General features: G+C 72.0%; 29 protein-coding genes. 17 read left to right on the plus strand and 12 right to left on the minus strand.

The features are described from left to right. Positions 1-14 precede the first annotated feature (14 nt). Positions 15-1,211 (minus strand): ROK family protein, encoded by a 1,197-nt coding sequence (locus IFT73_RS13045; protein ID WP_192167994.1) that lies wholly within the window; start codon positions 1,209-1,211, stop codon positions 15-17. Between the two features lie 109 nt (positions 1,212-1,320). Here IFT73_RS13045 and IFT73_RS13050 point away from each other — a divergent pair, with 109 nt between their 5' ends. The 9 genes from IFT73_RS13050 to IFT73_RS13090 all read left to right on the plus strand — a co-directional run bounded on the left by IFT73_RS13050 (position 1,321) and on the right by IFT73_RS13090 (position 11,959). Further along, complete coding sequence (locus IFT73_RS13050; protein WP_197984164.1) at positions 1,321-2,853, plus strand: sugar ABC transporter ATP-binding protein; 1,533 nt, start codon at positions 1,321-1,323, stop codon at positions 2,851-2,853. Continuing rightward, complete coding sequence (locus tag IFT73_RS13055) at positions 2,850-3,860, plus strand: ABC transporter permease (RefSeq protein ID WP_192167995.1); 1,011 nt, start codon at positions 2,850-2,852, stop codon at positions 3,858-3,860. Before IFT73_RS13050 ends, IFT73_RS13055 begins: the two co-directional genes overlap by 4 nt. A 57-nt stretch (positions 3,861-3,917) precedes the next feature. Continuing rightward, positions 3,918-4,967, plus strand: a complete 1,050-nt coding sequence (locus tag IFT73_RS13060) for a substrate-binding domain-containing protein (RefSeq protein WP_192167996.1) — start codon at positions 3,918-3,920, stop codon at positions 4,965-4,967. 79 nt (positions 4,968-5,046) lie between these two features. Then, positions 5,047-6,222, plus strand: coding sequence for a Gfo/Idh/MocA family protein (locus IFT73_RS13065; RefSeq protein ID WP_192167997.1), 1,176 nt, complete (start codon positions 5,047-5,049; stop codon positions 6,220-6,222). 22 nt (positions 6,223-6,244) lie between these two features. Further along, a complete protein-coding gene (locus tag IFT73_RS13070) occupies positions 6,245-7,252 on the plus strand; it encodes a sugar phosphate isomerase/epimerase (protein ID WP_192167998.1) in 1,008 nt (335 codons plus the stop codon). A 72-nt stretch (positions 7,253-7,324) separates the two neighbouring features. Next, complete coding sequence (locus IFT73_RS13075; protein ID WP_192167999.1) at positions 7,325-7,954, plus strand: hypothetical protein; 630 nt, start codon at positions 7,325-7,327, stop codon at positions 7,952-7,954. A gap of 42 nt (positions 7,955-7,996) precedes the next feature. After that, on the plus strand, positions 7,997-8,830 hold the full coding sequence (locus IFT73_RS13080) for an ABC transporter ATP-binding protein (RefSeq protein ID WP_371811267.1): 834 nt from the start codon (positions 7,997-7,999) through the stop codon (positions 8,828-8,830). Beyond that, positions 8,827-9,831 (plus strand): ABC transporter substrate-binding protein, encoded by a 1,005-nt coding sequence (locus tag IFT73_RS13085; RefSeq protein ID WP_192168001.1) that lies wholly within the window; start codon positions 8,827-8,829, stop codon positions 9,829-9,831. Before IFT73_RS13080 ends, IFT73_RS13085 begins: the two co-directional genes overlap by 4 nt. A gap of 31 nt (positions 9,832-9,862) precedes the next feature. Beyond that, positions 9,863-11,959, plus strand: a complete 2,097-nt coding sequence (locus IFT73_RS13090) for an iron ABC transporter permease (RefSeq protein ID WP_192168002.1) — start codon at positions 9,863-9,865, stop codon at positions 11,957-11,959. Positions 11,960-11,985: 26 nt separating this feature from the next. Here the strand turns inward: IFT73_RS13090 and prfB are convergent, their stop codons facing one another. Next, complete coding sequence (prfB, locus tag IFT73_RS13095; RefSeq protein ID WP_192168003.1) at positions 11,986-13,095, minus strand: peptide chain release factor 2; 1,110 nt, start codon at positions 13,093-13,095, stop codon at positions 11,986-11,988. Positions 13,096-13,215: 120 nt separating this feature from the next. Between prfB and IFT73_RS13100 the strand changes: the two genes are divergently transcribed. Then, complete coding sequence (locus IFT73_RS13100; protein WP_192168004.1) at positions 13,216-14,919, plus strand: CotH kinase family protein; 1,704 nt, start codon at positions 13,216-13,218, stop codon at positions 14,917-14,919. 24 nt (positions 14,920-14,943) lie between these two features. On the opposite strand, the gene IFT73_RS13105 is transcribed toward IFT73_RS13100, so the two are convergent. Beyond that, a complete protein-coding gene (locus IFT73_RS13105) occupies positions 14,944-15,126 on the minus strand; it encodes a DUF5302 domain-containing protein (protein WP_192168005.1) in 183 nt (60 codons plus the stop codon). A 36-nt stretch (positions 15,127-15,162) separates the two neighbouring features. Between IFT73_RS13105 and IFT73_RS13110 the strand changes: the two genes are divergently transcribed. Together IFT73_RS13110 and IFT73_RS13115 are read left to right on the plus strand one after the other, a co-directional pair. Continuing rightward, on the plus strand, positions 15,163-15,594 hold the full coding sequence (locus IFT73_RS13110; protein WP_192168006.1) for an HIT family protein: 432 nt from the start codon (positions 15,163-15,165) through the stop codon (positions 15,592-15,594). Then, positions 15,591-16,151 carry a hypothetical protein gene (locus IFT73_RS13115; protein ID WP_192168007.1) on the plus strand — a complete coding sequence of 187 codons (561 nt, stop codon included), beginning with the start codon at positions 15,591-15,593 and terminating at the stop codon, positions 16,149-16,151. The genes IFT73_RS13110 and IFT73_RS13115 overlap by 4 nt, the downstream gene beginning before the upstream one ends. 5 nt (positions 16,152-16,156) lie before the next feature. On the opposite strand, the gene IFT73_RS13120 is transcribed toward IFT73_RS13115, so the two are convergent. The 7 genes from IFT73_RS13120 to IFT73_RS13150 are packed head-to-tail and all read right to left on the minus strand — an operon-like array spanning position 16,157 to position 20,545. Continuing rightward, positions 16,157-16,570: a Tad domain-containing protein gene (locus tag IFT73_RS13120; RefSeq protein ID WP_256435515.1), complete on the minus strand. Its 414-nt coding sequence runs from the start codon at positions 16,568-16,570 to the stop codon at positions 16,157-16,159. Beyond that, on the minus strand, positions 16,567-16,992 hold the full coding sequence (locus tag IFT73_RS13125) for a hypothetical protein (protein WP_192168009.1): 426 nt from the start codon (positions 16,990-16,992) through the stop codon (positions 16,567-16,569). The genes IFT73_RS13120 and IFT73_RS13125 overlap by 4 nt, the downstream gene beginning before the upstream one ends. Then, on the minus strand, positions 16,989-17,369 hold the full coding sequence (locus tag IFT73_RS13130) for a TadE/TadG family type IV pilus assembly protein (protein ID WP_192168010.1): 381 nt from the start codon (positions 17,367-17,369) through the stop codon (positions 16,989-16,991). Before IFT73_RS13130 ends, IFT73_RS13125 begins: the two co-directional genes overlap by 4 nt. Before the next feature lie 3 nt (positions 17,370-17,372). Then, a complete protein-coding gene (locus tag IFT73_RS13135) occupies positions 17,373-17,534 on the minus strand; it encodes a hypothetical protein (protein ID WP_192168011.1) in 162 nt (53 codons plus the stop codon). 13 nt (positions 17,535-17,547) lie between these two features. Beyond that, a complete protein-coding gene (locus tag IFT73_RS13140; RefSeq protein ID WP_371811268.1) occupies positions 17,548-18,462 on the minus strand; it encodes a type II secretion system F family protein in 915 nt (304 codons plus the stop codon). Beyond that, positions 18,459-19,319, minus strand: a complete 861-nt coding sequence (locus tag IFT73_RS13145; protein ID WP_192168012.1) for a type II secretion system F family protein — start codon at positions 19,317-19,319, stop codon at positions 18,459-18,461. Before IFT73_RS13145 ends, IFT73_RS13140 begins: the two co-directional genes overlap by 4 nt. Then, positions 19,307-20,545 (minus strand): CpaF family protein, encoded by a 1,239-nt coding sequence (locus tag IFT73_RS13150; RefSeq protein WP_192168013.1) that lies wholly within the window; start codon positions 20,543-20,545, stop codon positions 19,307-19,309. Before IFT73_RS13150 ends, IFT73_RS13145 begins: the two co-directional genes overlap by 13 nt. Before the next feature lie 253 nt (positions 20,546-20,798). Between IFT73_RS13150 and IFT73_RS13155 the strand changes: the two genes are divergently transcribed. Genes IFT73_RS13155 through IFT73_RS13165 form a run of 3 tightly spaced genes read left to right on the plus strand, consistent with a single transcriptional unit; the run spans position 20,799 to position 23,166 of the window. After that, positions 20,799-21,950, plus strand: coding sequence for an MCE family protein (locus IFT73_RS13155; protein WP_192168014.1), 1,152 nt, complete (start codon positions 20,799-20,801; stop codon positions 21,948-21,950). Positions 21,951-21,995: 45 nt separating this feature from the next. After that, on the plus strand, positions 21,996-22,511 hold the full coding sequence (locus IFT73_RS13160) for a DinB family protein (RefSeq protein ID WP_192168015.1): 516 nt from the start codon (positions 21,996-21,998) through the stop codon (positions 22,509-22,511). A gap of 40 nt (positions 22,512-22,551) precedes the next feature. Beyond that, entirely contained in the window at positions 22,552-23,166 is a 615-nt protein-coding gene (locus IFT73_RS13165; RefSeq protein ID WP_192168016.1) for a hypothetical protein, read from the plus strand. A 22-nt stretch (positions 23,167-23,188) separates the two neighbouring features. On the opposite strand, the gene IFT73_RS13170 is transcribed toward IFT73_RS13165, so the two are convergent. Both IFT73_RS13170 and IFT73_RS13175 read right to left on the minus strand, forming a co-directional pair. Continuing rightward, positions 23,189-23,545 carry an Lsr2 family protein gene (locus tag IFT73_RS13170; RefSeq protein ID WP_192168017.1) on the minus strand — a complete coding sequence of 119 codons (357 nt, stop codon included), beginning with the start codon at positions 23,543-23,545 and terminating at the stop codon, positions 23,189-23,191. Between the two features lie 104 nt (positions 23,546-23,649). Then, complete coding sequence (locus IFT73_RS13175) at positions 23,650-24,033, minus strand: hypothetical protein (RefSeq protein ID WP_192168018.1); 384 nt, start codon at positions 24,031-24,033, stop codon at positions 23,650-23,652. Between the two features lie 129 nt (positions 24,034-24,162). On the opposite strand from IFT73_RS13175, the gene IFT73_RS13180 reads away from it, so the two are divergent. Together IFT73_RS13180 and IFT73_RS13185 are read left to right on the plus strand one after the other, a co-directional pair. Continuing rightward, positions 24,163-24,879, plus strand: a complete 717-nt coding sequence (locus IFT73_RS13180) for a response regulator transcription factor (RefSeq protein WP_284148363.1) — start codon at positions 24,163-24,165, stop codon at positions 24,877-24,879. Position 24,880: 1 nt separating this feature from the next. Continuing rightward, complete coding sequence (locus IFT73_RS13185; protein ID WP_192168019.1) at positions 24,881-26,320, plus strand: ATP-binding protein; 1,440 nt, start codon at positions 24,881-24,883, stop codon at positions 26,318-26,320. The last annotated feature ends 16 nt before the right edge of the window (positions 26,321-26,336 follow it).

Consider the following 26,336-nt stretch of genomic DNA (forward strand, 5'->3'; position numbering starts at 1 on the left):
GCGCCGTGGACGGGTCAGGCGGTGCGGCTCGCGACGTAGGCGTCGACGGCCCTCGGCGCCAGCACGGCGTCGATGACCATCGCGCTGGCCCCCAGGATGCCGCCGCGGCTGCCGGCCGAGGTGCTGACGATGCGCAGGTCGTTGGTCGCGAGCGGCAGCGACCGCTGGTAGACGACCTCACGGACGCCCGCCAGCAGGTACTCCCCCGCCTCCGAGAGCTTGCCGCCGATCACGATGACCGACGGGTTGAGCAGGTTGACGCACGTGGCCAGCACCGAGCCGAGGTCGCGCCCGGCCTCGCGGACGGCCTGCAGCGCGGCGATCTCGCCGGCCGCGACGGCGTCGACGATGCCCTGCGACCCCTCGACGTCCAGGCCCTTGGCCCGCAGGGTCGCCGCGATCGCGGGCCCCGCGGCCACGGCCTCGAGGCACCCGATGTTGCCGCAGCGGCACACGACGTCGTCGGGCGCGCCGGCCACCTGGACGTGCCCGAGGTCGCCGGCCGAGCCGAGCGCACCGCGCAGCAGGCGTCCGTCGGTGACGATGCCCGCACCGATGCCCGTCGCGACCTTGACCAGCAGCAGGTGGCGGGACGCCTGCCACGACGTGACGTACTCGCCCAGCGCCATCAGGTTGACGTCGTTGTCGACGAGGACGGGCCCGCTGAACCGCCGGCCGAGCCGCTCGGGGATGTCGACGTCGTGCCAACCGGGCATGATCGGCGGGTTCGCCGGACGTCCGGTGGCGTGCTCGACGGGGCCGGGCACGCCGATGCCGACGCCGGCGACGTCGGGCACGGCGCGGCCGAGATCGGCCAGCAGCTCGGTGCCGATGTCGGCGACGCGGTCGAGGACGATCTCGGGTCCGTCGGCGATGTCGCAGGCGACGGTGCGCTCGCCCAGCACCTCGCCCGACAGGTCGCTGACGGCGACCGTCGCGTGCGACGCGCCGAGGTCGATCGCGAGGACGACCCGGTCGTGGCGGTTGAGCGCGAAGCGGGTGGGCGGACGTCCGCCGGTCGAGGCGGCCTCGCCGACCGGGGCGAGCAGGCCCGAGGCCAGTAGGGCGTCGACGCGCGTCGTGATGGTCGAGCGGGCGAGCGACGACAGCGTCGACAGCTCGCCCCGGGTCCGTGGACGACCGTCGCGCAGCAGCTGGAACAGGTCTCCCGTGCCGACGAGCGCCGGCGGCAGCCCGACGGGCGCAGTCATGGTCATGAGTCAACCAGACCGTGTTTCGACGCCGACGTCAAGCATCCATGTCGGCGAACTTCTGACTTTTGCTTGACGGCCGACAAAACCTGTGACTAGGGTCACTCCCATGCGACAGACCGTCACCCCGCTGCTCGAGATGCGCGGCATCGTCAAACAGTTCCCCGGGGTCCGAGCCCTCGACGGCGTCGACCTCGTGGTCCGCGCCGGTGAGGTGCACTGCCTGCTGGGCCAGAACGGCGCCGGCAAGTCGACGCTGATCAAGGTGCTCGCCGGTGCCCACCCGATCGACGAGGGCACGATCCTGTGGGACGGCGAGCCGATCTCGTTCGCGAACCCGCAGGACGCCCTGGCCACCGGCGTCGCGACGATCTACCAGGAGCTCGACCTCGTCGACGGCCTCACCGTCGCCCACAACATCTTCCTCGGGCACGAGCGGGCGCGCGGCGGCATGACCCGCGACGCCGAGATGAACCGGGCCGCCCGCGAGCTGCTCGCCACCCTGGGCCACTCCGAGATCCGCCCGACCCGCGAGGTCGGCAGCCTGTCGGCCGCCGGGAAGCAGATCGTGTCGATGGCCCGGGCGCTGTCGCGCGACGCCAAGGTCATCGTGATGGACGAGCCCTCGGCGGTGCTCGACGCCGACGAGGTCGACGGCCTGTTCCGCGTCGTCGACGACCTGCGCGCCTCCGGCACCGCGATCATCTACATCTCGCACCGGCTCGAGGAGATCCGTCGCATCGGCGACCGCCTGACGGTCCTCAAGGACGGCGCGACGGTCGCGACGGATCTCTCGGCGCAGGACACCCCGACGTCCGAGCTCATCACGCTCATGACCGGTCGCACCGTCACGTCGGTCTTCCCGCGGCGCACCGCGCCGGTCCCCGATGCCGCGCCCGTCCTGTCGGTCGACTCCCTCTCGCGGGTCGGCGAGTTCACGGACGTGTCGTTCGACCTGCGCCCCGGCGAGATCATCGGACTGGCCGGTCTGGTGGGAGCCGGTCGCAGCGAGATCGTCGAGACGATCTACGGCGCGCGGCGGGCCACGAGCGGCACGGTCACGGTCGGGGGGACGACGCTGCGCAACGGGTCGGTCGACGCCGCGGTGGGCGCCGGTCTCGGCCTGTGCCCCGAGGAGCGCAAGTCGCAGGGCCTGATCCTCGACGAGGCCGTCTACCGCAACATCTCGCTCGCGAGCTTCTCCCGCTTCGCCCGCGGCGGCTTCTCCAACGAGGCGGCCGAACGGCGCGCCGCCCATGACGCGGCCCGCTCCGTCGACGTACGGCCCGACGCCCCCGACCGGATCATCCGCACACTCTCGGGCGGCAACCAGCAGAAGGTCGTCCTGGCCCGCTGGCTGCTGCGGTCGTGCACGATCCTGCTGCTCGACGAGCCGACCCGCGGTGTCGACGTCGGCGCGCGGGCCGAGATCTACTCGCTGATCCGCGAGCTGGCCGACTCCGGCGTCGCCGTCGTGGTCGTCTCGAGCGACATCGACGAAGTGCTCGGCCTGTCCGACCGCGTGCTCGTCGTCGCCGAGGGCTCCGTCGTCCACGACGGTCCCAGCGACGCCATCGACGCCGCCGGCGTCCTCGACCGCATCCTCGCCACCCACGACCACGACAAGGAAGGGGCAGCGTGAGCGCCTCCCTGAAGGACCCGTCCCTGACCGTCCCCACCCCGCCGAAGGGCGATCGTGGCGGTTCCGTCGGCATCGCGCGCAACCTCGGCCTCGTCATCGCCCTCGTCATCCTGTGCGTCGTCGGCGTCGTGACGGCCGGGGAACGCTTCGCGAGCACCGACAACATCGTCACGATCCTGCGTCTGGCCACCGTCACCGGTGTCGTCGCGATCGGCATGACCTTCGTGATCACCGGCGGTGGCATCGACCTGTCGGTCGGCGCGATCGTCGCCCTCGCCTCCGTCTGGGCCACCACCACCGGCACCCAGGCCATGGCCGATGACGTGCACTGGATCGTGATCGTGCTCAGCGCGATCCTGGTCGGCACCGCCTGCGGGGTCATCAACGGCCTGCTGGTGGCCTACGGCAGGATCGTGCCCTTCGTCGCGACCCTCGCGATGCTCGCGTCGGCCCGCGCGCTCGCCGAGCTCATCGCGGACCGCAAGACGCAGATCCTGCGCAACCAGGGCTTCACCGACTTCTTCGGCGCCGAGCCGCTCGGCATCCCCGTCATCGTCATCATCTTCGCGCTCGTGACGGTCGGTGGCTGGTTCCTGCTGAACCGGACGACCTTCGGCCGCCGCACGTTCGCGGTCGGCGGCAACCCGGAGGCGGCCCGCCTGGCCGGCATCAAGGTGCAGCGCCACACGGTCTACCTCTACGCCCTGCTGGGCATGACCTGCGGCATCGCCGCCCTGATCGTGATGTCACGCACCACGACCGGCTCGTCGACGCACGGCACGCTCCTCGAGCTCGACGTCATCGCTGCCGTCGTCATCGGCGGCACGTTGCTGAGCGGCGGACGCGGCACGGTCGTCGGCACCCTCTTCGGCGTCCTGATCTTCACGACCCTCACCAACGTCTTCACGCTGAACAACCTCTCGACGTCGACCCAGAACGTCGCGAAGGGCGTGATCATCGTGATCGCCGTGCTCCTGCAGCAGCGCATCGCGAACCGCAAGCCGTGACGGAAGACCCGCACAGCCCCGCACCATCGCACCACCTCACCCCCACCAGGAGTACACATGTCCACCATCCCGTCCCGCCGCCGCGGACTCGCCGTCTTCGGCGCCTTCGCCGCCGCCACGCTCGTCCTCGGCGCCTGCACCAACAGCTCGAGCGACGGTGACGACACCAGCGCCGCCGTCACCAAGAGCGGCACCGACAACGACAAGAGCGGTGACAAGGTCGTCATCGGCTTCTCGGCCCCGGCCGCCGACCACGGGTGGATGGGTGCCATCACGAAGGCCGCCGTCGCACAGGCCGAGCAGTACGACGACGTCGAGCTCAAGGTCGCCGAGGGCACCAACGACGTCAACCTGCAGATCTCGCAGGTCGAGACCTTCATCAACGACAAGGTCGACGCGATCGTGCTGCTGCCGTTCGACGGCGCCGCCATGACGCAGGTCGCCCGCAAGGCCATGGACGCCGGCATCACGGTCGTCAACGTCGACCGCGAGTTCGACTCCCCGTTCGCCGCCCGCACGACGGTGCTGGGCGACAACTACGGCATGGGCGTCTCGGCCGGCACCTTCGTCTGCGAGGACGCCAAGGGCGCGAAGGACAAGGTCGTCGCCGAGATCGCCGGCATCGACTCGCTGCCGCTGACCCAGGAGCGCTCGCAGGGCTTCGAGGACGCGCTCAAGGCCTGCGGTCTCGACGTCGACAACCGTGTCGCCGCCGAGTTCACGGTCGAGTCGGGCGAGAAGGTCGCCTCCAACCTGCTGCAGGCCGCGCCGAAGATCGACTACCTGTGGAACCACGACGACGACCAGGGCGTCGGCGTCCTCGCGGCGATCAACAACGCCAACCGCGACGAGTTCACGATGATCGGCGGCGCCGGCTCGGCCGACGTCATGGAGGCGATCAAGGCCGGCGACTCGGTGCTCAAGGCCACCGTCGTCTACCCGTCGACGCAGGCCGCCGACGGCGTCAAGCTGGCCCGTCTGCTGGTGCAGGACAAGTCGCTGTCGGACCTCGCCGAGATCGAGGTGCCGCGCCAGCTCAAGCTCGCCGCGCCCGTCGTGACGGCCGACAACGTCGACACGTACCTGCCGTCGGCCTTCCGGTCCTGATCTGATCGGCTGGGGTCCGCGGCCACCGCCGCGGGCCCCGGCCCCTCTCCGTCCACCACCGCCGCCCCAAGGAATCCTCATGACCGACACACGGCCCGACCTGGGCATCGCGATGGTCGGCTACGCCTTCATGGGCGCCGCCCACTCGCAGGCCTGGCGCACGGCCCCCGCGTTCTTCGACCTGCCCCTGCGTCCCCGCCTCCGCGCCGTCTGCGGACGCAACGAGGACGCCGCCGGCGAGGTCGCCCGCCGCTTCGGCTGGGAGTCGGTCGAGACCGACTGGCGCGCCCTGCTGACCCGCGACGACGTCGACGTCATCGACGTCTGCACCCCCGGCAACACCCACGCCGAGATCGCGATCGCGGCCCTCGAGGCCGGCAAGCACGTCCTGTGCGAGAAGCCGCTGGCCAACACCGTCGAGGAGGCCGAGGCGATGACCGAGGCCGCCACAGCCGCCGCCGAGCGCGGGGTCCGCGCGATGGTCGGCTTCACGTACCGCCGCACCCCCGCCGTGGCCCTGGCCCGCCAGCTCGTGGCATCGGGCCGGCTCGGCACGATCCGCCACGTCCGCGGGCAGTACCTGCAGGACTGGCTCGCCGACGAGAACGCGCCGCTCAGCTGGCGCCTCGACAAGTCGCTCGCGGGCTCCGGCGCGCTCGGCGACATCGGCGCCCACATCATCGACATGGCGCAGTTCGTGACCGGCACGTCGATCGCGTCGGTCAGCGGTCTCATGGAGACGTTCGTCCAGACCCGCCCCCTCGGGGGCGACCACGCCACGCTCGGCGGCTCCTCCTCCGTGGACGCCGAGCGTGGTCCGGTGACCGTCGACGATGCGGCCGCCTTCACCGCCCGCTTCGTCGGCGGCGCCATCGGCGTCTTCGAGGCCACGCGCTTCGCCACGGGCCGCAAGAACGCGTTGCGCCTCGAGATCAACGGGACGCTCGGTTCGCTCGCGTTCGACTTCGAGGACATGAACGTCCTCGAGTTCTTCGACGCCACCGAGGACCCGTCCGTCGCGGGCTTCCGCCGCATCATCGTCACCGAGGCGAGTCACCCGTACGTCGCCGCGTGGTGGCCGCCCGGCCACGGGCTCGGCTACGAGCACGGCTTCACGCACCAGGTCGTCGACCTCGTCACCGACATCGCCAAGGGCGCCAACCCGGCACCGTCGTTCGCCGACGGGCTCGCGGTGCAGCGCGTCCTCGCCGCCGTCGAGGCGTCCGCCGCCAGCGGCACCACCCAGACCCTCTGACCACCCGACCCAGGAGCTCCGCATGACGCGTCCGATCACCCTGTTCACCGGCCAGTGGGCCGACCTGCCGTTCGAGGAGGTCGCGCGACTCGCGGCCGGATGGGGATACGACGGCCTCGAGATCGCGTGCTGGGGCGACCATCTCGACCCGTGGGCCGCGGTCGAGGACCCGTCGTACATCCAGACCCGCCTCGACATCCTCGACCAGCACGGCCTGCAGGTGCACGCGATCTCGAACCACCTCAAGGGCCAGGCGGTCTGCGACGACCCGATCGACGAGCGTCACCACGACATCCTCTCGGCGCGGGTGTGGGGAGACGGCGACCCCGAGGGCGTCCGTCAGCGCGCCGCCGAGGAGATGAAGCACACCGCGCGGGCCGCCCGCATGCTCGGCGTCGACACCGTCGTCGGGTTCACGGGCTCGTCCATATGGAAGTACGTCGCGATGTTCCCGCCGGCGTCCGAGGCGATGATCGCGGCGGGCTACCAGGACTTCGCCGACCGCTGGAACCCGATCCTCGACGTGTTCGACGAGGAGGGCGTGCGCTTCGCCCACGAGGTGCACCCCAGCGAGATCGCGTACGACTACTGGACGACCCACGCCGCGCTCGAGGCGATCGGTCACCGCGAGGCGTTCGGGCTCAACTGGGACCCGTCCCACTTCATGTGGCAGGACCTCGACCCCCTGGGGTTCCTGTGGGACTTCAAGGACCGGATCTACCACGTCGACTGCAAGGACGCGAAGAAGCAGGTCGGCAACGGGCGCAACGGGATCCTCGGCTCGCACCTGCCGTGGGCCGATCCGCGGCGCGGGTGGGACTTCGTGTCGACGGGGCGCGGCGACGTCCCCTGGGAGGCGTGCTTCCGGATGCTCAACACGATCGGCTACGACGGCCCCGTCTCGATCGAGTGGGAGGACGCCGGCATGGACCGTCTGCTCGGCGCGCCCGAGGCGCTGGCATACGTCAGGGCCAACCTGTTCGACGCCCCGACGGCCGCCTTCGACGCCGCCTTCAGCACCCAGTCCTGACCCCTTCGCGGTAAACCGGAGTTGCCCTGACGGACATGAGCGGGGTGGGGACGACCCCGATAACGTGGGCGGATGCGACTGCCTCTTCCTGATCCCCGCGACGCCGTGACGCTCATGGGTCAGGCCCGCCAGCTGGTCGAGGACGTCGCGGGCGCCCTCCCCCGCGCCCTGACGCTGCTGGGTCAGGCCGAGGCGCTCATCGCGCGCGTCGACGGCCTGATCGACCGCATCGAGCAGACCCGCCGCTCGGCCGACGACGTCGTGGTGCGCGTCGGCGAGACGATCGACCGGGCCGACGAGTCGGTCGAGCGCATCGACCGGACGATCACGAGCGCCGACAAGCTCGTGCTGCGCGCCGCGGGCCTGGTCGGCAGCATCGAGCCCACCGTCAACCGCGCCCAGCACCTGCTCGACTCGTTCGCCCCGTCGCTCGAGATGCTGCAGCCGACCCTCGACCGCCTGGCCAAGAGCACCAGCCCCGACGAGGTCGAGGCGCTCGTGCGGCTCATCGACCACACGCCCGAGCTGGTCGACCGCCTGGTCGCCGACATCCTGCCGATCGTCGAGAACATGCAGTCCGTGGCACCCGACATCCACGACATGCTCGACACGATGCACGAGCTCAACGAGATGATCGCCAAGATCCCCGGCATGGGCCGCATCCGCCAGCGGGTCGAGGACAAGCAGGCGTCCGAGGGCTGACCCGCGACCCGATCAAGATGAGGCTTGCCTTACCTTGGTCGGGTGACCTCCCCCTCGGCGATCCAGCTGCGCGCGACCGGCCTGGTGGCCGGATACCGCCGCGCGACCGTCGTGCACGGGGTCGACGTCGCGTTGCGCGCCGGGTGCGTCACGGCCCTGATCGGCCCCAACGGATCGGGCAAGTCGACGCTGCTGCGGTCGATGGCCGACCTGCACTCCCCCAGCGACGGCCGGGTCGAGCTGGGTGACGGCACCCCCGTGTCCGAGCTGTCGGGACGCGACCTGGCCACGCGCCTGACGCTGCTGTCGCAGTCGCGCAGCGTCCCCGGTGGCGTCTCGGTGCGCGAGGTCGTCGAGTACGGACGGCACCCGCACCGCGCCCGCTGGAGCGGCTCCGACCCCGACGGCCACGCGGTCGTCGAGCGCGTCATGGCGATGTGCGGTGTCGACGAGCTGGCCGGACGCCCCGTCGACGCGCTGTCGGGCGGTCAGCTGCAGCGCGTCTGGCTGGCCAGCTGCCTGGCCCAGGACACCGCGGTACTGCTGCTCGACGAGCCCACGACGTTCCTCGACCTGCGCTACCAGGTCGAGCTGCTCGACACCGTCCGTGACCTCGCCGACCACCACGGCATCGCGGTCGGCGTCGTCCTGCACGACCTCGACCAGGCGGCGGCGATCGCCGACGAGATCGTCCTGCTCGTCGACGGACGCGTCGACGCCGCCGGGACGCCCGCCGAGGTCCTGACGTCCGAGCGCCTCAGCGCCGCCTACGGCATCCGGGTCGACGTCGCCGTCGACCCCGCGACCGGTCACGTGCGCACCCGCGCCGTGGCCCGGCACCACACCCGTGCCACCACCTCGAAGGAGAACCCGTGAAGTCCACCCGTCTCTCGATCCTGACCGCCACCGCGCTGCTCGCGACCACGCTCGCCGCCTGCGGCACCACCGAGTCGTCCGACGACGGCTCGTCGACGTCCGGCGCCGGCGCCGACGGCGGGGAGAAGATCACCGTCACCGACGCCCGCGGCAAGAAGGTCACGCTCGACGGGCCGGCCGAGCGGGTCGGCGCCACGGAGTGGAACGCCGCGGAGTACCTGGTCTCGCTCGGCGTGCAGCCCGTCGGCGTCTCGGACGTCAAGGGCTTCACGACGTGGGACAGCGCCGTCACCCTCGACGCCGACGTGACCGACCTCGGCACCCGCGGCGAGCCCAGCATCGACCAGCTCGCCTCGCTCGACCTCGACGTCCTCTTCGTGACCGACAGTCTCACCGGCGACGCCGTCGAGCAGATCGAGAAGACGATCCCGGTCGTCGTGCTGCCGGGCGGCAAGGCCGGGGAGCAGATCACGCAGATGTTCGACAACATCGACACCGTCGCGAAGGTCACGGGCACCGAGGACGAGGCCGCGACGCTGCGCACCGAGTTCGACGCCGCGCTCGACGAGACGAAGAAGACCGTCGCCGACTCCGACTTCGCGGGGGCGACGGTCGCCTTCAGCGACGCCTACGACACCGGCGACGCCGTCTCGGTGCGTCCGTACACCGCGACGTCGCAGCTCGGCACCCTGCTCGGCGAGCTGGGCTTCACCAACGCGTGGGACTCGATCGACGGGCTCGAGCCCGACAAGGCGTACGGCCTGGCGCAGACCGACGTCGAGGGGCTCACGAAGCTGCCGGCCGACACGAAGTACTGGTACATCGCCAACGAGTCGGAGACCGACCCGTACGTCGACACCCTGAAGGACAACGCGGTGTGGACGTCGCTGCCGTTCGTCGCGGACGACGGCGTCGTGCGCTTCCCCGACAGCATCTGGATGTTCGGCGGGCCGAAGTCGATGGAGCAGTTCCTCGACGCCGTCAGCGCGACGGTCAGCTGACCGACGCATCCCTGACGACTCCCTCCTCGCCATGACCCTGACGGACGACCGCCCCGGCGCCGACGAGCTCGTCTCGTCGGCGCCGGTCGACGAGCCGACCTCACCGTGGCGGGTCGCGGCGGTCGCCGCGGGGCTGGTCGTGGTGGTCGCGGTGGTCTCGGCGATCCACGTCGTCCAGGGCACCGCGGCGGTCGGCGTCCCCGAGCTGTGGGGATGGCTGACCGGCACGGGGTCCGACCAGTCCGCCGCCGTCGTCGTCGAGTCGCGGCTGCCGCGGCTCGCGGCCGGGCTCGTCGTGGGCGTCTGCCTCGGCGTCGCGGGTGCCGCGATGCAGTCGGTGGCGCGCAACATGCTGGCGTCGCCCGACACCCTGGCGGTCAACTCCGGCGCCTACCTCGCCGTCACGGTCGGCGCGACCGTCGGCGTGCCGTCGGCGATCGCGGGCGACCTCGTCCTGGCCTTCGGCGGCGGTCTCGTCGCGGCGCTGGTCGTGTTCGTCCTGGCCGGCACCGAGTACGGCACGGTGCGGCTGGTGCTGGCCGGCACCGTCATCTCGCTGGGGTTCACGGCGATCTCGACGATGCTCATCATCCTCAACCCGCTCGAGGCGATCGGCCTGCAGGCCTGGGAGGCCGGCACCCTGAGCCAGAACGGCTTCGGCACGCTGCGCCTGATGGCGCCGCTGATGGTCGTCGTCGTGGCGGCGGTCATGGTCTTCTGCCGCCGGCTCGACCTGCTGACGCTGGGCGACGACGAGGCCCGGTCGCTGGGCGTGCCGGTGCGCCGGACGCAGCTGACCGTCATCGTCCTGGCGGTGCTGCTGTCGGCGGTGTCGGTCACGGTCGCCGGGCCGATCGGCTTCATCGGGCTCGTCGCACCGGCGCTCGTCCGCCTCGGCACGTCACGCGTGAGGGGGCTGCACCGCCACCGGGCCCTCGTGCCGCTGTCGGGCCTGGCGGGCGTCGCGATCGTCCTGCTCGCGGACGTCGTCGTGCGGGCCGTGATGGGCTCGCAGCGGGCCGTGCAGGTGCCGACGGGGGTCGCCACGACGCTGCTCGGCGCCGTCGTGCTGGTCGCGTTCGCACTGCGCCTGCGCGCGTCACGCCTCGACGAGGGCGGCAACGCGCTCGACGTCCGCGGGCTGGGGCTCAGGCACCCGGTCGTCCTGATCGCTGCGCTCGTCGCGCTGCTGGTCGCGGTGGCGGGGGCGTCGATGCTGGTCGGCGACCGCATGTTCCTGCTCGGCGACCTCGTCAACTGGGTCACCGGACGTGCCGGGCCCATCACGACCAACGTCATGGACGCCCGCGCGCCCCGCGTGCTGGCGGCCGTGCTGGCCGGCGTCGCGCTGGCGGTGTCGGGCGTGCTGATCCAGGCCGTCACCCGCAACCCGCTGGCCGATCCGACGCTGCTCGGCGTCTCGGGCGGCGGGTCGGTCGGCGCCGTGATCGTCGTGACGGCGGTGCCGACCGCGAGCTTCTGGGCCATCTCGGGCGCCAGCGCGGCGGGGGCGGTCGTCGCGTCGGTCATCGTGTTCGGGCTCGCGGCCCGCAGCGGCTTCGCGACCGACCGCCTCGTGCTGCTGGGCGTCGGCGTCGCCTACGCCGCCACCGCGACGGTCACGGTGCTGATCGTCGCGACCGACCCGTTCAACGCCGCGAAGGCACTCACCTGGCTGTCGGGCTCGACGTACGGGCGGGCGTACGAGCACCTCTGGCCGCTCGTCGTGGCGTGTGCCGTCCTGCTGCCGCTGTCGTGGACGGCGGCGCGCCAGCTCGACCTGCTGTCGGTCGACGAGGACACGCCCCGCGTGCTCGGCGTGAACCCAGCCCGCGCCCGCCTGCTGCTGCTCGGCAGCGGCACCCTGATGGCAGCGGCCGCCGTGGCGGTCATCGGCGTCGTCGGCTTCGTGGGGCTCGTCGCGCCCCACGCCGCGCGGTCGCTGGTCGGACGCCGTCACCGCCTGGTGCTGCCCGTCGCCGCGCTGCTCGGCGCGGTCGTGCTGAGCCTGTCGGACCTGCTCGGCCGCACCGTCGTCGCGCCGACCCAGCTGTCGGCGAGCCTGCTCACCGCGGCGATCGGCACGCCGTACTTCCTGTTCCTGCTGCACCGCTCGCGCCGGCACTGAGCCGGGGCCCCGGCTCCTCCTGCGACCTAGGCGTCGACCTGGTTGCGGCGCCAGCGGATGCCGGCCTCGATGAAGTCGTCGATCTCGCCGTCGAGGACGCCCTGCGTGTTGCCGCTCTCGTACTCGGTGCGCAGGTCCTTGACCATCTGGTACGGGTTGAGGACGTAGTTGCGCATCTGGTCGCCCCACGACGCCTGCACGTCGCCGCGCAGCTCGTCGAGGTGCGCGCGCTCCTCGGCCTTCTTGAGTGCCAGCAGCTTGGCCTTGAGGATCACCATCGCGCTGGCCTTGTTCTGCAGCTGGCTCTTCTCGTTCTGGCAGCTCACGACCGTGCCGGTCGGGATGTGCGTCAGGCGCACCGCCGAGTCGGTCGTGTTGACGCTCTGGCCGCCGGGGCCCGACGAGCGGTAGACGTCGACGCGGATCTCCTCGTCGGGCACGTCGATCTCGTCGGTCTGCTCCAGCACCGGGACGACCTCGATCGCCGCGAACGACGTCTGGCGACGACCCTGGTTGTCGAACGGCGAGATGCGCACGAGGCGGTGGGTGCCGGCCTCGACCGACAGCGTGCCGTAGGCGTAGGGGGCCTTGACGGCGAACGTCGTCGACTTGAGGCCCGCCTCCTCGGCGTACGACGTGTCGTAGACCTCGACGGTGTAGCCGTGGCGCTCGGCCCAGCGGATGTACATGCGCTGCAGCATCAGCGCGAAGTCGGCGGCGTCGACGCCACCGGCGCCCGAGCGGATCGACACGAGGGCGTCGCGCTCGTCGTACTCGCCCGACAGCAGCGTGCGCACCTCGAGCGAGTCGATCGTCTTCTTGATGCGGACGAGCTCGCGGTCGACCTCGGCCGCCGTCTCGTCGTCGCCCTCCTCGACCGCCATCTCGTGCATCAGGCCGACGTCGTCGAGGCGCGTGCGCAGGCCCGTCACACGCTCGACCTGCGCCTGCAGCGTCGACAACCGGCTGGTCACCCGCTGGGCGTTGGCCTGGTCGTCCCACAGCTGGGGGTCGCCGACCTCGACCTGCAGGTCGTCGATCTCCTTGCGGACGGCGTCGAGGTCGAGCACCTTCTCGATCGACGTCAGGGTCGCGTCGAGGGCCTTGGTCTGCTCTGCGAAGTCTGGTGCTGCCACGTCCCGAGGTTACAGGCTCGGCCCGTGGGGGTCGCGCCGCGGCGTCGCGCCGACCGATGCGGGCATTCCGCCCCGCACGACAGGCTGTCGCCGTAAACTGGTGCGTCGGGAGCGTGAGTCGTGGGTGTCGTCAGAGTGCTGGTCGTGGTCGTCGTCATGGCGACCGCCCTCGTCGCGCCCGCCACCGCCACCGCGGCAGCGGGCGGCGTGACGATCGCGCCGTCTTCGCGCGCGCCGGCCGTCGGTCAGACCGTGACGTTGACCGGCAGCGTCCGCAGCACGACCCGCCCCCGGCAGGTGCGGCTGCAGCGCTGGACCGGACGCTCGTGGAGCACGCTGCGCACCACCACGACGTCGCGCCGCGGAGCCTTCTCGTTCCGCCACGTGGCCGGCGCGCCAGTGTCGCTGCGGGCGACGGCTCCCGCCGTCAAGCGCTCAGGCAAGCGCCTGCCGACCCGCACGTCGTCGACGCTGCGCCTGCGCCCCGTCGCGCCCGCGCTCTCCGCGACTCCCGCACCCGCGCCCTCCCCCGCCGTCACTCCCGCCCCGACGCCGGCGCCCAGCCCCACGCCGACCCCGACCCCGGACCCCGGGCCGACCACCGATCCCGAGCCGGTCGAGGTGCTGCCGCGGGTCGACGTCACGACGACGACGGGCGAGCCGATCGCGAGCCTCGAGCTCTACCAGACCGCCACGATGACGATCGACCCCCGCGGATCGACGCTGGCCGCGAGCACCACGCCGCTGCGCATCCGGGTGCGCGGCAACGTCACGTCGTGGGTCTCGATCAAGCTGCCCTACAAGATCAAGACCGACAAGAAGGCGTCGCTGCTCGGCATGCCCGCGAGCAAGAACTGGGCGCTGCTGGCGAACTTCTACGACCGGTCGATGCTGCGCAACCAGCTCGCCTTCGAGACCAGTCGGCGCGCCGGCCTGCCGTGGACGCCCCGCACGCAGCACGTCGAGCTGTGGGTCGACGGCGGCTACCGCGGGCTCTACCAGCTCGCCGAGAACGTCGAGGCCGAGCCGGACCGCGTCGTCGTGCCCGAGGGAGGCCACCTGCTCGAGGCCGACTCGTACCCCGACGACTCCACACCGTCCTTCCGCACGCCGCGCGGCATCCAGATCTTCCTCAAGGGCGACGAGACCGCGGCCGAGCGCGACGTCGTCGCCGGGCAGGTCGGCGCCTTCGAGGACGCCCTCTACGGCGACGGATTCACCGGGCCCGACGGGTGGGCGTCGCACGCCGACGTCGACTCGTTCGTGGACTGGTACATCGTCAACGAGCTGACCAAGAACATCGACGCGTCGCTGCGCAACAGCGTGTGGATGACGATCGACGCGCAGGGGCGGCTGTCGATGGGGCCCGTGTGGGACTTCGACTTCAGCGCGGGCAACCGCAGCAACTGGTCCACCGACCAGCCGAGCGGGTGGTTCCTGCGCACCAACTGGTTCGACCCCACGTGGCCGCAGACCGCGCCCACGCAGGTCAACAGCGCCGAGGCGGGGCCGGACGGGCACTGGTTCGTCCGGCTGTTCGACGACCCCGCGTTCGAGCAGCGGGTGCGCGAGCGCTGGAACGAGCTGTCGGACGACCTGGCGACCCTGCCGGCGTACGTGCGGTCGCAGGCCGAGCTGGTCGCTCCGGCCGCGGCCCGCAACTTCGCCGAGGGGTCGAACGGCACGGGTCTGCCGATCGGGCCGACGTTCCTCGACCCCGAGCCCGACCACGTGTTCGCGGGCTCGTGGGACGGCGAGGTCGACCTGCTCGCGACGTGGATCGGCGCCCGCCGGTCGTGGATCGACCAGCAGCTCGACGACTGAGGTGCGCGGCCGGGGCCGCGACCGTCAGACGCTCTTGCGGCGGAACTCCGGTGCCGTCGTGGGCCCCGTGGCGCCGTGCGACTTCTCGCTGCCGTCGTGCTCGGCACCCTCTGCGGTCGCGTGGTGCTGGTTCTTCTTCTTGTCGAGCGCCTCGCGGAACTTGGCCTTCATGTCGGTCTTCGCGTCGTTGCCTTCGTTGTCAGCCATGTCTCACCCTAACCCCGGATGTGATGGACTCGACCCATGAGCGCCACCCGCCCTGCCGACGACGGCTGCCTGTTCTGCCGCATCGTCTCCGGCGAGGCCGAGGCGCACCGGGTGCTCGAGACCGACGACGTCGTGGGATTCCTCGACGTCCGGCCCGTGTTCAAGGGGCACGTGCTGCTGGTGCCACGCGAGCACGTCGCGACGCTGCCCGATCTGCCCGAGCCCCTGATCGTCCCGCTGTTCTCGACCGCGCAACGGGTCGCCGACGCGCTGACGTCCGGGCTGGGCGCGCAGGGCACGTTCGTCGCGATGAACAACGTCGTGTCGCAGAGCGTGCCGCACCTGCACGTGCACGTCGTCCCGCGCACGAAGGGCGACGGGCTGCGGGGGTTCTTCTGGCCGCGCACGAAGTACGCCGACGGCGAGGCCGCGACCTACGCCGCCACGATCGAGGAGGCCCTGGCATGACGACGACCCGCGACGAGGCGGCGGCGAAGGCCCGGCAGGTGCTGGGCGTCGACGCCGTCGAGCCGTACCCCGACAGCGAGCTCGAGGACGACGCGGTGTGCGGCGGCTTCGCCTTCTTGGCAGGCGACGTGGCGGCGATCATCGGCCACCGCGGCGGCTACCAGACCAGCCTGCTCGAGGAGTCGGGCGAGACGATCGAGACGCTGATCCTCGGCTGGCTGGTCGAGCAGCGGCACGAGTACGGCATCGCGGCACCCGTCGGGGCGACCCACCCGTGCCCGATCTGCGGCACCCCCACCGCGCACGAGGACCGCTACCCCGCCGCGGTGTGCGCCGACTGCCAGCGCCGTGCCGCCGACCTCGACGGACGGCGCATCGTCGGCTACAACGAGGGCTTCGGCGGCGGGCTGATCGTCTTCTACGCCGAGTCGCCGAGCGGCCCGCAGACCGAGATCGCCGGCGACGTGCTCGAGACCGGACGCTGCTGGATCGACGGCATCGCGTGCACCATCACCGAGGCCCGCTTCGGCGGCGTCGTGGTGCAGCGGGCGGACTGACGCCATCACTGCCCCGTCCTGAGCTGGGCGGTGGCCTCGGACACGATCGTGGTGCGCGACCGCCAGCCCGGCGGGGCGAGGGCCAGGTCGACCGACCGCTCGAGCCGCACTCGCACCTGGTCGCCGTCGGTGCGCACCCAGGCGATGCGGACGTCCGGGGAGCCGACGTACGCCGCGACGAGCTCGCGGGCCTGCGAGCCGTCGAGCTCGATCGTCCCCTCGCGGTAGAACACCTCGCGGCTCAACCCGTCGGCCGCCGATCGCGCCGCCCCGTCGGCCAGGTTGTCGAGCTGCTGACGTTGCAGGAACGCGGCGGACGAGTTCACGACCACGACCGTCAGCAGCGCCAGGAACAGCAGGAACCCGATCGTCATGACCGTGATCGTCCCCGCCTCACGCTCTGCCGACCGCGGGGTCATCGCCGCGCCCGGTAGCTGCCGTAGGGCTCGGTGTGGGTGCTGTCGACCGTGACGCCCCCGAGCTGCGACCCCAGCGCCCGTGGTGTCAACGGCAGCCGCTGCGTCGCCCGCACGACGACCCGCACCGACGAGCCGGGCTCGAAGCACTCCGTCGGGGCGGGCAGGCACGTCACCCGGACGCTGGCACCGTCGATGCCTTGGTCGGCCAGCGCCGCATCGGCCGCGACCCGCGCCCGCTGCTCACCCGACGCGGGGTCGGTCGACTGCAGGAACGCCACCGCCGCCGCGCGGCTCGCGGCCGAGACCCCGTACGCGGCCCGTTGCGCGTCGAACACCGCCACCACGACGTAGACCAGCGGCACCAGCAGCAGCAACGACAGCCAGACGAACTCGACCGTCGCGGTGCCGTCGTCGCGCCTCACGGCTCGACCTCGCGCACCGCGTGACCCGTCACCGTCAGCGGCACCGACGGCCCGAACATGCCCAGGGCGGGCACCCGGGCGCGCACCTCGACCACGGCACCGGGCAGCCCGTCGACGGACGTCCACGACGACGTCACCTGCTGGGCATAGCGGTCGTCGAGCGCCGCGCGGATCATCGACCGGGTGCGCGCCGCCCCGTCCGCCGGCGTGGCACCCAAGGGCGAGGACGCCCGTGCCCCCTCGGAGGCCGCAGCAGCCAGCGTGTTGCGGACGTGCAGGACGAGCGCGACCTGGGCGATGCCCAGCACCAGCGGGACGAGCAGCACCATCACCAGCACGAACTCGACCACGGCCGCACCGCGCTCGCGACCGGCCACGTCTCAGCCGCCGACCGCCGACAACGCCTGCGTCAGCATCGTCTGCAGCCGCGGCCCGGCGACGGCCGTGATGAGCGCGACGAGCCCGGCCGACATGACCGTGATCATGACCCAGCCCGGGACGTCGCCCCGCTCGTCGTGGCGGTGTGACTCGAGGATCGACATGACAGTTCCTTTCCTAGGTGCCTGAGGTGAGGTGCAGGCCGACGAATCCGGGGAAGAACGCGAAGACGACGGTGACCGGCAGGATGAGGAACACAACGGGGATCATCATCGTGACCTCCTTGCGTCCGCCCGCCTCGATGAGCTCGCGGCGGGCCGACTCCCGGACGTCTGCGGCCTGGGCGTGCAGCACGTCGACCAGCGGCGTGCCCCGCTCGACCGCGATCGCGAGGCCCTCCGCGAAGCGCGCGATGCTGCCCACCCCCGTCCGCGACGCCAAGGCGTCGAAGGCGTCGGCGATGGGTGTGCCGGTGCGGATGTCGGCGACGACCCCGCCGAGCTCGTCGGCCAGCGCGCCCCGGCACACCCGCATGACGCGGTCGAGGCCCGCCACGGGGCTCTCGCCGGCCGCGACCGCCAGGGCCAGCAGGTCGGCGACGACCGGGAACTCCTCCTGCATCGCCTGCTCCCGTGCGGCGACACGGTTCGACAGGTGCTGGTCGCACCACAGCACCCCGGCCACGAACCCGAGCGCGCAGACGACCAGCAGCACCGGCCCGCCGGCTCGTCCCGTCGTCCACAGCACGCTCGAGAGCGCCACCGCGGCGCCCAGACCCGCGGCGCCCCACCCGACCTGCCTGACCCTGAACTCGTCGACCGTCGTCGTCGACCCCATCCGGGTCAGCCGGCGCGAGACGCTGGCGCTGCCGCCGAGCACCTCGCCCACGACGGTCCCGACGCGCCGCACGGCGGGGCCGAGCACCGCCTCCACCGTCGACGAGGCCCGCGCGGGAGCGGGCAGCTGCGGCAGGACGTCGCGGACGTAGGGCAGCACCCTCTGCTCGATCGACGGCCGACGCGTGCGCACCCAGCCGGACACCACCAGCAGCATCCCGCTGGAGAGGCAGAAGCCGATCACCGCGCCCGTCACGCGAGGATCCGCCGCTCGGTCGGAAGCCGTCCGATCCACATCATCAGCCGGTACGCGGTCACGCACAGGCCGGCGCCCGTCACCAGGACCACGAGCCCCACCCCGGTCGCGAAGCGCTGGACCACCTCGCCCTGCAGGCACATCAGCAGCAGGACGAGCCACGGTGCCGCCACGGCCAGCCGGGCGCCGTTCACGGTCCACGACTGCCGCGACTCCAGCTCCCCGCGCGTCCGGAGGTCGTCGCGCAGGAATCCCGAGAGCGATCTCAGCATGCGTCCGAGGTCGCCGCCGCCGACCTCGCGGGCGATGCGCAGCGCCTCGACGACGCGGTCACCCACGGGGTCGGCCAGGCGGTCCTTCAGCAGGTCGAGCGACTCGTGGAAGCGCCCCGTCGCCTGGTAGTCGCGGCCGAACTGGACGAACGCGTCACGCAGCCCCTCCGGCCCGCGCTCGCCCAGCTGGATCAGCGCCTCGGGCAGCGACAACCCGGCCCGCACCGCCGAGGTCAGGTTGTCGACGGCGTCCGGCCACACCGCGGCGTGCTCGCGCAACCGCCGCTGCGCCCGGCCGCGCAGGATCGCGACCGGCGACCCCGCCGCCATCAGGCCGAACACCAGACCGATCGCCGCCACGCCGGACACCCCGGTCATCACGACCGCCGTGATCACGAAGGCGACCGCGCACAGGCCGACGACCTGGGCCGGCGCGATGCCCTGCACCCCGGCCCGCGCCAACAGGTCGGCGAGGCGTCCCGGCCCTCGGCGCTTCCGGCGCGTCGGTCGCCAGTGCGGATCGGTGATCGTCCAGGCGACCAGGAGCAGCCCCAGGCCCGCCATGAAACCGGTCAGGGCGCCCATCGGCCGACCCCCATGACCTCGTCGAGATCGATGCCGGCCTGCTCGAACGCCTCGCGGCGCAGCGGCATGCCGTGCCCGCGCTCGAGACGGCCGGACCGACGGACGAACACCGGGTCGGCCTCGATCAGCCCGTTCTCGACCCGGCCGGTGACGGCGACGACTTCGCGGACCGCGCGGCTGCCGTCGGCGTCGAGGCCCGTGTGGACGACGAGGTCGACGGACGCCGCCACCGTCGGCACGACGAAGCGCGAGCCGATGTTGTCGCCGGCCAGCAGCGGCAGCGTGCACAGCTTGACCAGCGCCTGACGGGCCGAGTTGGCGTGGATGCTCGCCATGCCCGGCAGGCCCGCGTTGAGGGCGAGCAGCAGGTCGAGGCACTCGGCCGCCCGCACCTCACCGATGATGATGCGCGACGGACGCATGCGCAGCGCCTCCTTGACGAGCGCCCGCAGGTCGATCTCGCCCGTGCCCTCCAGCCCGGCCTGGCGCGTCTGCATCGCGACCCAGTCGGGGTGTCCTGTCTGCAGCTCGAAGACCTCCTCGGCCGAGATCAGTCGCTGCGAGCCGGGGATCGAGGCGGCGAGGCAGTTGAGCAGCGTCGTCTTGCCGGCCTGCGTGCCTCCGGAGACGACGACGTTCAGCCCCGCCCTGACGCTCGCGTCGAGGAACGCCGCGGTGGGGGTGTCGAGGGTGCCGAGGCCCACGAGGTCGGTCAGCGAGTGGGCCCGGGCCACGAACTTGCGGACGTTGACGGCCGCGAACCCGCGGGCGATGCCGTCGAGGACGACGTGCAGCCGGTGCCCGCCCGGAAGCATCGCGTCGACGAACGGCTGGCTGACGTCGAGCCGCCGCCCCGACGACGACAGCATGCGCTCGACGAGCTCGCGCACCTGCTCGGGCGTCAGCATCAGCGACGTCAGCTCGTGGCGTCCGTGCCGGGCGACGAAGACCCGCGACGGCTCGTTGATCCAGATCTCCTCGACCGTCTCGTCGTCCAGCAGTGACTGCAGCGGCCCGAAGCCCGACACGTCGGCGACGATCTGGCCGATCACGACCTCGGGGTCGTCGAGCGTCGCGACCGCACCGGTCAGGCTGCGGGCCTCGTGCTCGGCGATCGCGTCGCGCGCCGCCAACCGCACCGAGGCGGCGTCATTGCGCGGGTCGACGCGTCGCTGGCGCACCAGGTCGCGCACGCGCTCGGTCAGCGCCGACGTCGACGACTGCATCGCGATCACCCCTTCCCCGCAGGAATGCCTGCGATCAGAGTGGCGAAACCTCCGCGGGTTGTGAAGACACCATCGGCCGGCCTGGGGATTTCTTGTCACGCGCATGACAAATAACGAGCCGGACGTGACCGGGCTCACGTGCTCCCGGCCGCCCGATCGCCGGTACCTGCCGATAGGTTGAACGCGAACATACTCGCGGTATGGACTGAGAGGGGGCCGCCGAGTGATCGTGCGGCGCACGAAGATCCAACTGATGGTCTTCGCCCTCGTGACCCTGCTGGGCGGCGTGTTCGTCGGCGGGCGCTACGCCCAGCTCGACCGGCTCGTGGTCGACCGCACCTACACCGTGCAGGCCCACTTCACCGACTCCGGCGGCATCTTCGACGGCGCCCCCGTGACGTACCGCGGCATCGAGGTCGGACGCGTCGGACGTCTGACGCCCGAGCCCGACGGCGTCCTGGTCGACCTCGACATCGAGAAGAGCGCGCCCCGCATCTCGGCCGACGCCCAGCTCGTCGTCGCCAACAAGTCGGCGATCGGCGAGCAGTTCGTCGACATCCGCCCCCGCGGCACCACGGCCCCCTACCTCGCGCAGGGCACCGAGATCGCGGTCGAGAACACCGCCATCCCGATCTCGTCGACCCAGCTGCTGACGGACGTCAACACCCTCGTCACCTCGGTGAACACCGACAACCTGCAGACCGTGATCTCCGAGCTGGGCCAGGCGTTCGAAGGCACCGGCCCCGACCTGGCGCGCATCCTCGACACGACGTCGACGTTCATCCAGACCGCTGATGCCAACATCGACGTGACCCGCTCGCTGATCCGCAACTCCGACAGCGTGCTGCAGACGCAGATCGACCAGCGCGGCGCGATCTCGGAGTTCTCCGACAACCTCGCCAAGCTCTCCGACACCCTCGTCGACGCCGACCCCGACGTGCGACGCCTGCTCGACAAGGGCGGGGACGCGGCCGCGACGGTCAACGCCGTCGTCGACGAGAACGCGGCCGACCTCGGCACGATCCTGCGCGACCTGCGCACCGCCAACGAGCCGCTGCTGGCCAACCTGACGGGCATCCAGACGATCTTCGTGCTCTACCCCTACCTGCTCGAGGGCACGTTCTCGGTGCTGGAACCCAACGGCGACAACTGGGACGCGGCCTTCGGCCTCGCCCTGACCGACACGACCCCCACCTGCACCTACGCCAAGGACGGCGGCGCGTCGAGCGGCTACCAGAAGCGTCGTCCCGAGGGTGCGATCAGCGACCGCGAGCTGCCGCCCGGCACCGACTGCCTCGTGCCCAACGACATCGCGCGGCAGCCGTCGAAGGCCTCGCTCAACCGCGCCAGCACCGCCTCGGTCGCCACGTTCTCCGACGTCCTGCTGCAGCCCGCCATTCGCTGACCCCGGCAGGACGGCGCACCGCGGCCGAGGTGGGACGATCGAGCCATGACCTGGCTCTCCCCCACCCCCGACCCCGTCGACGGCCCCACGGCGGGGGCCGAGCGTCCGATCCTCGAGGGCATGCTGTCGCACCAGCGCCGCACGCTCGTCAACGTCTGCGCCGGGCTCACGGCCGACCAGCTCGCCCTGCGCCCCATCGCTTCGTCGAACCTCAGCCTGCTGGGGCTCGTGCGGCACCTCGCGAAGGTCGAGCGCATCTGGCTGCGCAAGCGCGTCGCCGGCGAGGACGTCGAGCACCTGCACGACTTCGAGGCGCACGACGACACCGACTTCAACCGGATCGACCCCGCCGACGCACCGGGAGCCGTCGACCAGCTGCGCGACGAGTGGACGCACGCCGACCGCGCCGTCGCGGGCATCGACCTCGACCACACGATCGACGTGCACGGCCACGCGATGTCGCTGCGCATGGTCTACGTGCACCTGGTGCAGGAGTACGCGCGGCACAACGGCCACGCCGACCTGCTGCGCGAGTCGATCGACGGCACGACCGGCCGCTAGCCTCACGCGGCTCACGGCGGCGACGAGGCATCATGTGCTCATGACGCGTACACGACTGGTCGCCACCGCTCTCGCGACCTCGACGGTGCTGCTGCTCGGCGCCTGCGGATCCGACGGCGACGCCGACACGGCGGCTCCCTCGACGTCCACCGACTCCCCCACCGCGACCGACGCGCCCACCACCCCGGCACCCACGAAGACCAGCACGACGAAGGAGCCGTCCCCGACGGCGACGACGAAGGAGCCGGCCGTCAAGCCCGGCACCTACATCGACTACGAGGCCGTCGACGAGGACGGCATCACGATCGCCGCGGTGTCCGACGTCTCGAAGCTCTCCGGCGCGCCCCTCGACTTCAAGACCTTCATCGCCGCCTCGATCGCGAAGCAGTCCGCGCAGGGCGTGGAGGGCTGCACCGAGGCGCCCCGCATCACCGTGACGCAGCTCGACACCGGCGGCTGGGCCCGCGGCGGCTACTCCGCCCCGGGGTGCGGCGGCTCGGCCGTGCTGTGGGCGAAGTCGGGCGGTGCGTGGACGCAGGCGTGGACGGGCCAGTCGCTCGTCGACTGCGCGACGCTCGAGCGGTACGACTTCCCGTCACGCCTGGCCGGCAGCACGTGCGACGCCGGCGGCGACTCCCGGCCCTACTCGAACTGACGGGCCGAGGCCCGGGGCCGGCTCAGCCCTGGGCCTTGTCGAACGCCTCGATGACCTCGGCCTTGATGCGGCCGCGCTCGCTGACGTCGTGGCCGTTGTCCTTGGCCCACGCGCGGATGTGCGCGAGCTCCTCGGACGAACGCCCCGAGCCCGACGGCTTGCGGGCCGACGAGGTCGACTGCGTGCCGCGCGAGCTCGCGCGCGACGCGACCTTGACGTAGCGGTCGAACGTGGAGCGGAACTCGTCGGCCTCGGCGTCCGTCAGGTCGATCGAGTAGTCGGCCCCACCCACCGAGAAGATGATCGTCTCGCCCTGACCCGGCTCGAGCTCGTCGCCCGAGAGATCACTGGTGATGACTTCGATGGTCCTCTTCGCCACGGCACTGCTCCTGTCGATGGGCGGTTGTCGTGACCGAGTATAAGGTCCCGCGATCCCGTGACGCCGGTTGGAATCGCACTTTCGCGCCGGTGGACGCCGGGTGACTAGATCGTGGCAGTGCTGCCGTCGTCGACCGGGTCGCCGCCCGACGGCGCGCCGCCCGTGCCGGGCGCCTGCCCGGGCACCTGCTGCCGACCCTGGGCGGGAGGCTGACCGGGGAGCTGTCCCGGTTGCTGTCCCTGGCCCTGGCCGACGCCCGGCTGCCCGAGCTGCCCGCGCATCTGGCCCGGAGCACCACCGGGGAACCCGCCCCGGCCGCCACCGAAGCCGCCGCTGCCGGCGTCCCCGCCCGCGCTGCCGAGGGCCGCCCCGGCCCCCGCGCCCAGCGCCACCGTGACGACCGCGGCGACGACGAGCGTCCGGGTCGACCACGTGCCCGACGACGAGCGCTCCGCGTCCTGCACCTCTGACCTCTGCACATCACTCATGGCCCCACGGTCCGTCGCCCACCTGTCAGGAACCTGTGCGCACGCTCGCCGTCGGCTGGGTCGCACGTTCACAGGTTTCTCACAGCGGACACCCATGCGCTGCCCGGCCAGCCCGTCCACACTGTCCTCATGGCTTCCTCACTGACTCGCGCCGACGGGTCCCCGCTGCGCGTCCTCGTCGTCGACGACGAGGTCAACATCGCCGAGCTGCTCCAGATGGCCCTGCGCTACGAGGGGTGGGAGATCCGCACCGCCGGGACGGGCCGCAAGGCCGTCGCGGCGGCCAAGGAGTTCGCTCCCGACGCGATCGTGCTCGACATGATGCTGCCCGACTACGACGGCATGGAGGTGCTGCGCAAGGTGCGCGCCTTCGCGCCCGGGATCCCCGTGCTGTTCCTGACCGCCCGCGACTCCGTCGAGGACCGCGTCGCGGGGCTCACGGCGGGCGGCGACGACTACGTCACCAAGCCGTTCAGCCTCGAGGAGGTCATCGCCCGCCTGCGCGGCCTGATGCGGCGCGCCGGCGCGATGGACGAGCGCCCCAGCTCGGTCATCGAGGTCGGCGACCTCACCCTCGACGAGGACAGCCACGACGTCGTCCGCGCCGGGCGCGAGATCGACCTCACGGCGACCGAGTTCGAGCTGCTGCGCTTCATGATGCGCAACCCGCGCCGGGTGCTGTCGAAGGCGCAGATCCTCGACCGGGTGTGGGACTACGACTTCGGCGGGCAGGACAACGTCGTCGAGCTCTACATCTCGTACCTGCGCAAGAAGATCGACGCCGGCCACGAGCCGATGATCCACACCAAGCGCGGTGCGGGGTACGTCCTGAAGCCGGTCGGCTGACGTGCGCCGGCTGCTGCCGTCGTCCCTGACCGGACGCCTCATCGTCACGGTCGTCGCGCTCGTCGCCGTCGTGAGCGTGCTGGTCGCGCTGACCGCGACGCTCGTCATGCGGTCGTACCTGACGGGGCAGCTCGACCGGCAGGTCGAGGGATCGCTCGAGCGCAGCAGCATGGCCGCCAACGGCGGGGTGCCCGGCATCGACCCGACGACGCCGCGCTCGGGCATCGGACCGCCGCCCGACGCCCGCGGCAACCGCGAGGGCAGCCTGACCGCCGTCTACCGCGACGGCTCGGCCACCGGGCGGTCGATCACGTCGTCGGGCAGCCGCCGGGAGATGTCGACGTCGGCGCTCGACTCGCTCGAGGACGTCGTCCCCGGGCGCGACCCGGTCACGGTGCAGGTGACGGGCCTCGGCTCGTTCCGCGTCGCCGCGACGACCCTCAGCAGCGGCGACGTGCTCGTGCAGGGCATCCCCACCGAGGACGTCGACGGCACGATCCAGGCGCTCGTCTGGTGGGAGTCGCTGCTCGCCGTGCTCGGCATCGGCGTCGCCGCCGTCGCCGGGCGCATCCTCGTCCGACGCCAGCTGCAGCCCCTGCGCGACGTCGCGCAGACCGCGCACCAGGTGACCGCGATGCCGCTGTCGTCGGGCGAGGTCGGCGAGACCGTCCGCGTCCCCGACACGCTGACCGACCCCGGCACCGAGGTCGGCCAGGTCGGCGAGGCGCTCAACCAGCTGCTCGGCCACGTCGAGCAGGCGCTCGACGCCCGCCACGAGAGCGAGCAGCAGGTGCGCCAGTTCCTCGCCGACGCCTCCCACGAGCTGCGCACCCCCCTGTCGACGATCAAGGGCTACGCCGAGCTGAGCCGGCGCACGGGCCGCGCCGACCCCGACCAGATCCTGGCGAAGGTCGAGTCGGAGGCCGGACGCATGTCGACGCTCGTCGAGGACATGCTGCTGCTGGCCCGCCTCGACGCGGGACGCGGCGTCGACCGCCGCCCCGTCGACGTGACGCGCCTGGTCGTCGAGGCCGTCGACGACGCCCGGGTGCGCGACCCCGAGCGGCGCTGGACGTTCGACGTCCCCGACGAGCCCGTCACCGTCACGGGCGACGAGCAGCGGCTGCACCAGGCCGTCACGAACCTCGTCACCAACGCGACCCGCCACACGCCCCCGGGCACGACGGTGTCGGTGCGGCTCTCGAGCGCGGACGTCGTGCGCGTCGACGTCCACGACGACGGCCCCGGCATCGACCCCGCCCTGCTGCCGACGGTGTTCGAGCGCTTCACCCGCGGCGACTCGTCGCGCACCCGCGCGTCGGGCGGCGCGGGGCTCGGCATGTCGCTCGTCAAGGCGATCATGCACGCCCACGGAGGCGACGCGACCGTCCGCAGCGTGCCGGGCGACACGACGTTCACACTGACGCTGCCGACCGCCTGACGCTCACAGACTCGGC

It is taken from the genome of Aeromicrobium sp. CFBP 8757 (genome assembly GCF_014841755.1).
Lineage (GTDB): Bacteria > Actinomycetota > Actinomycetes > Propionibacteriales > Nocardioidaceae > Aeromicrobium.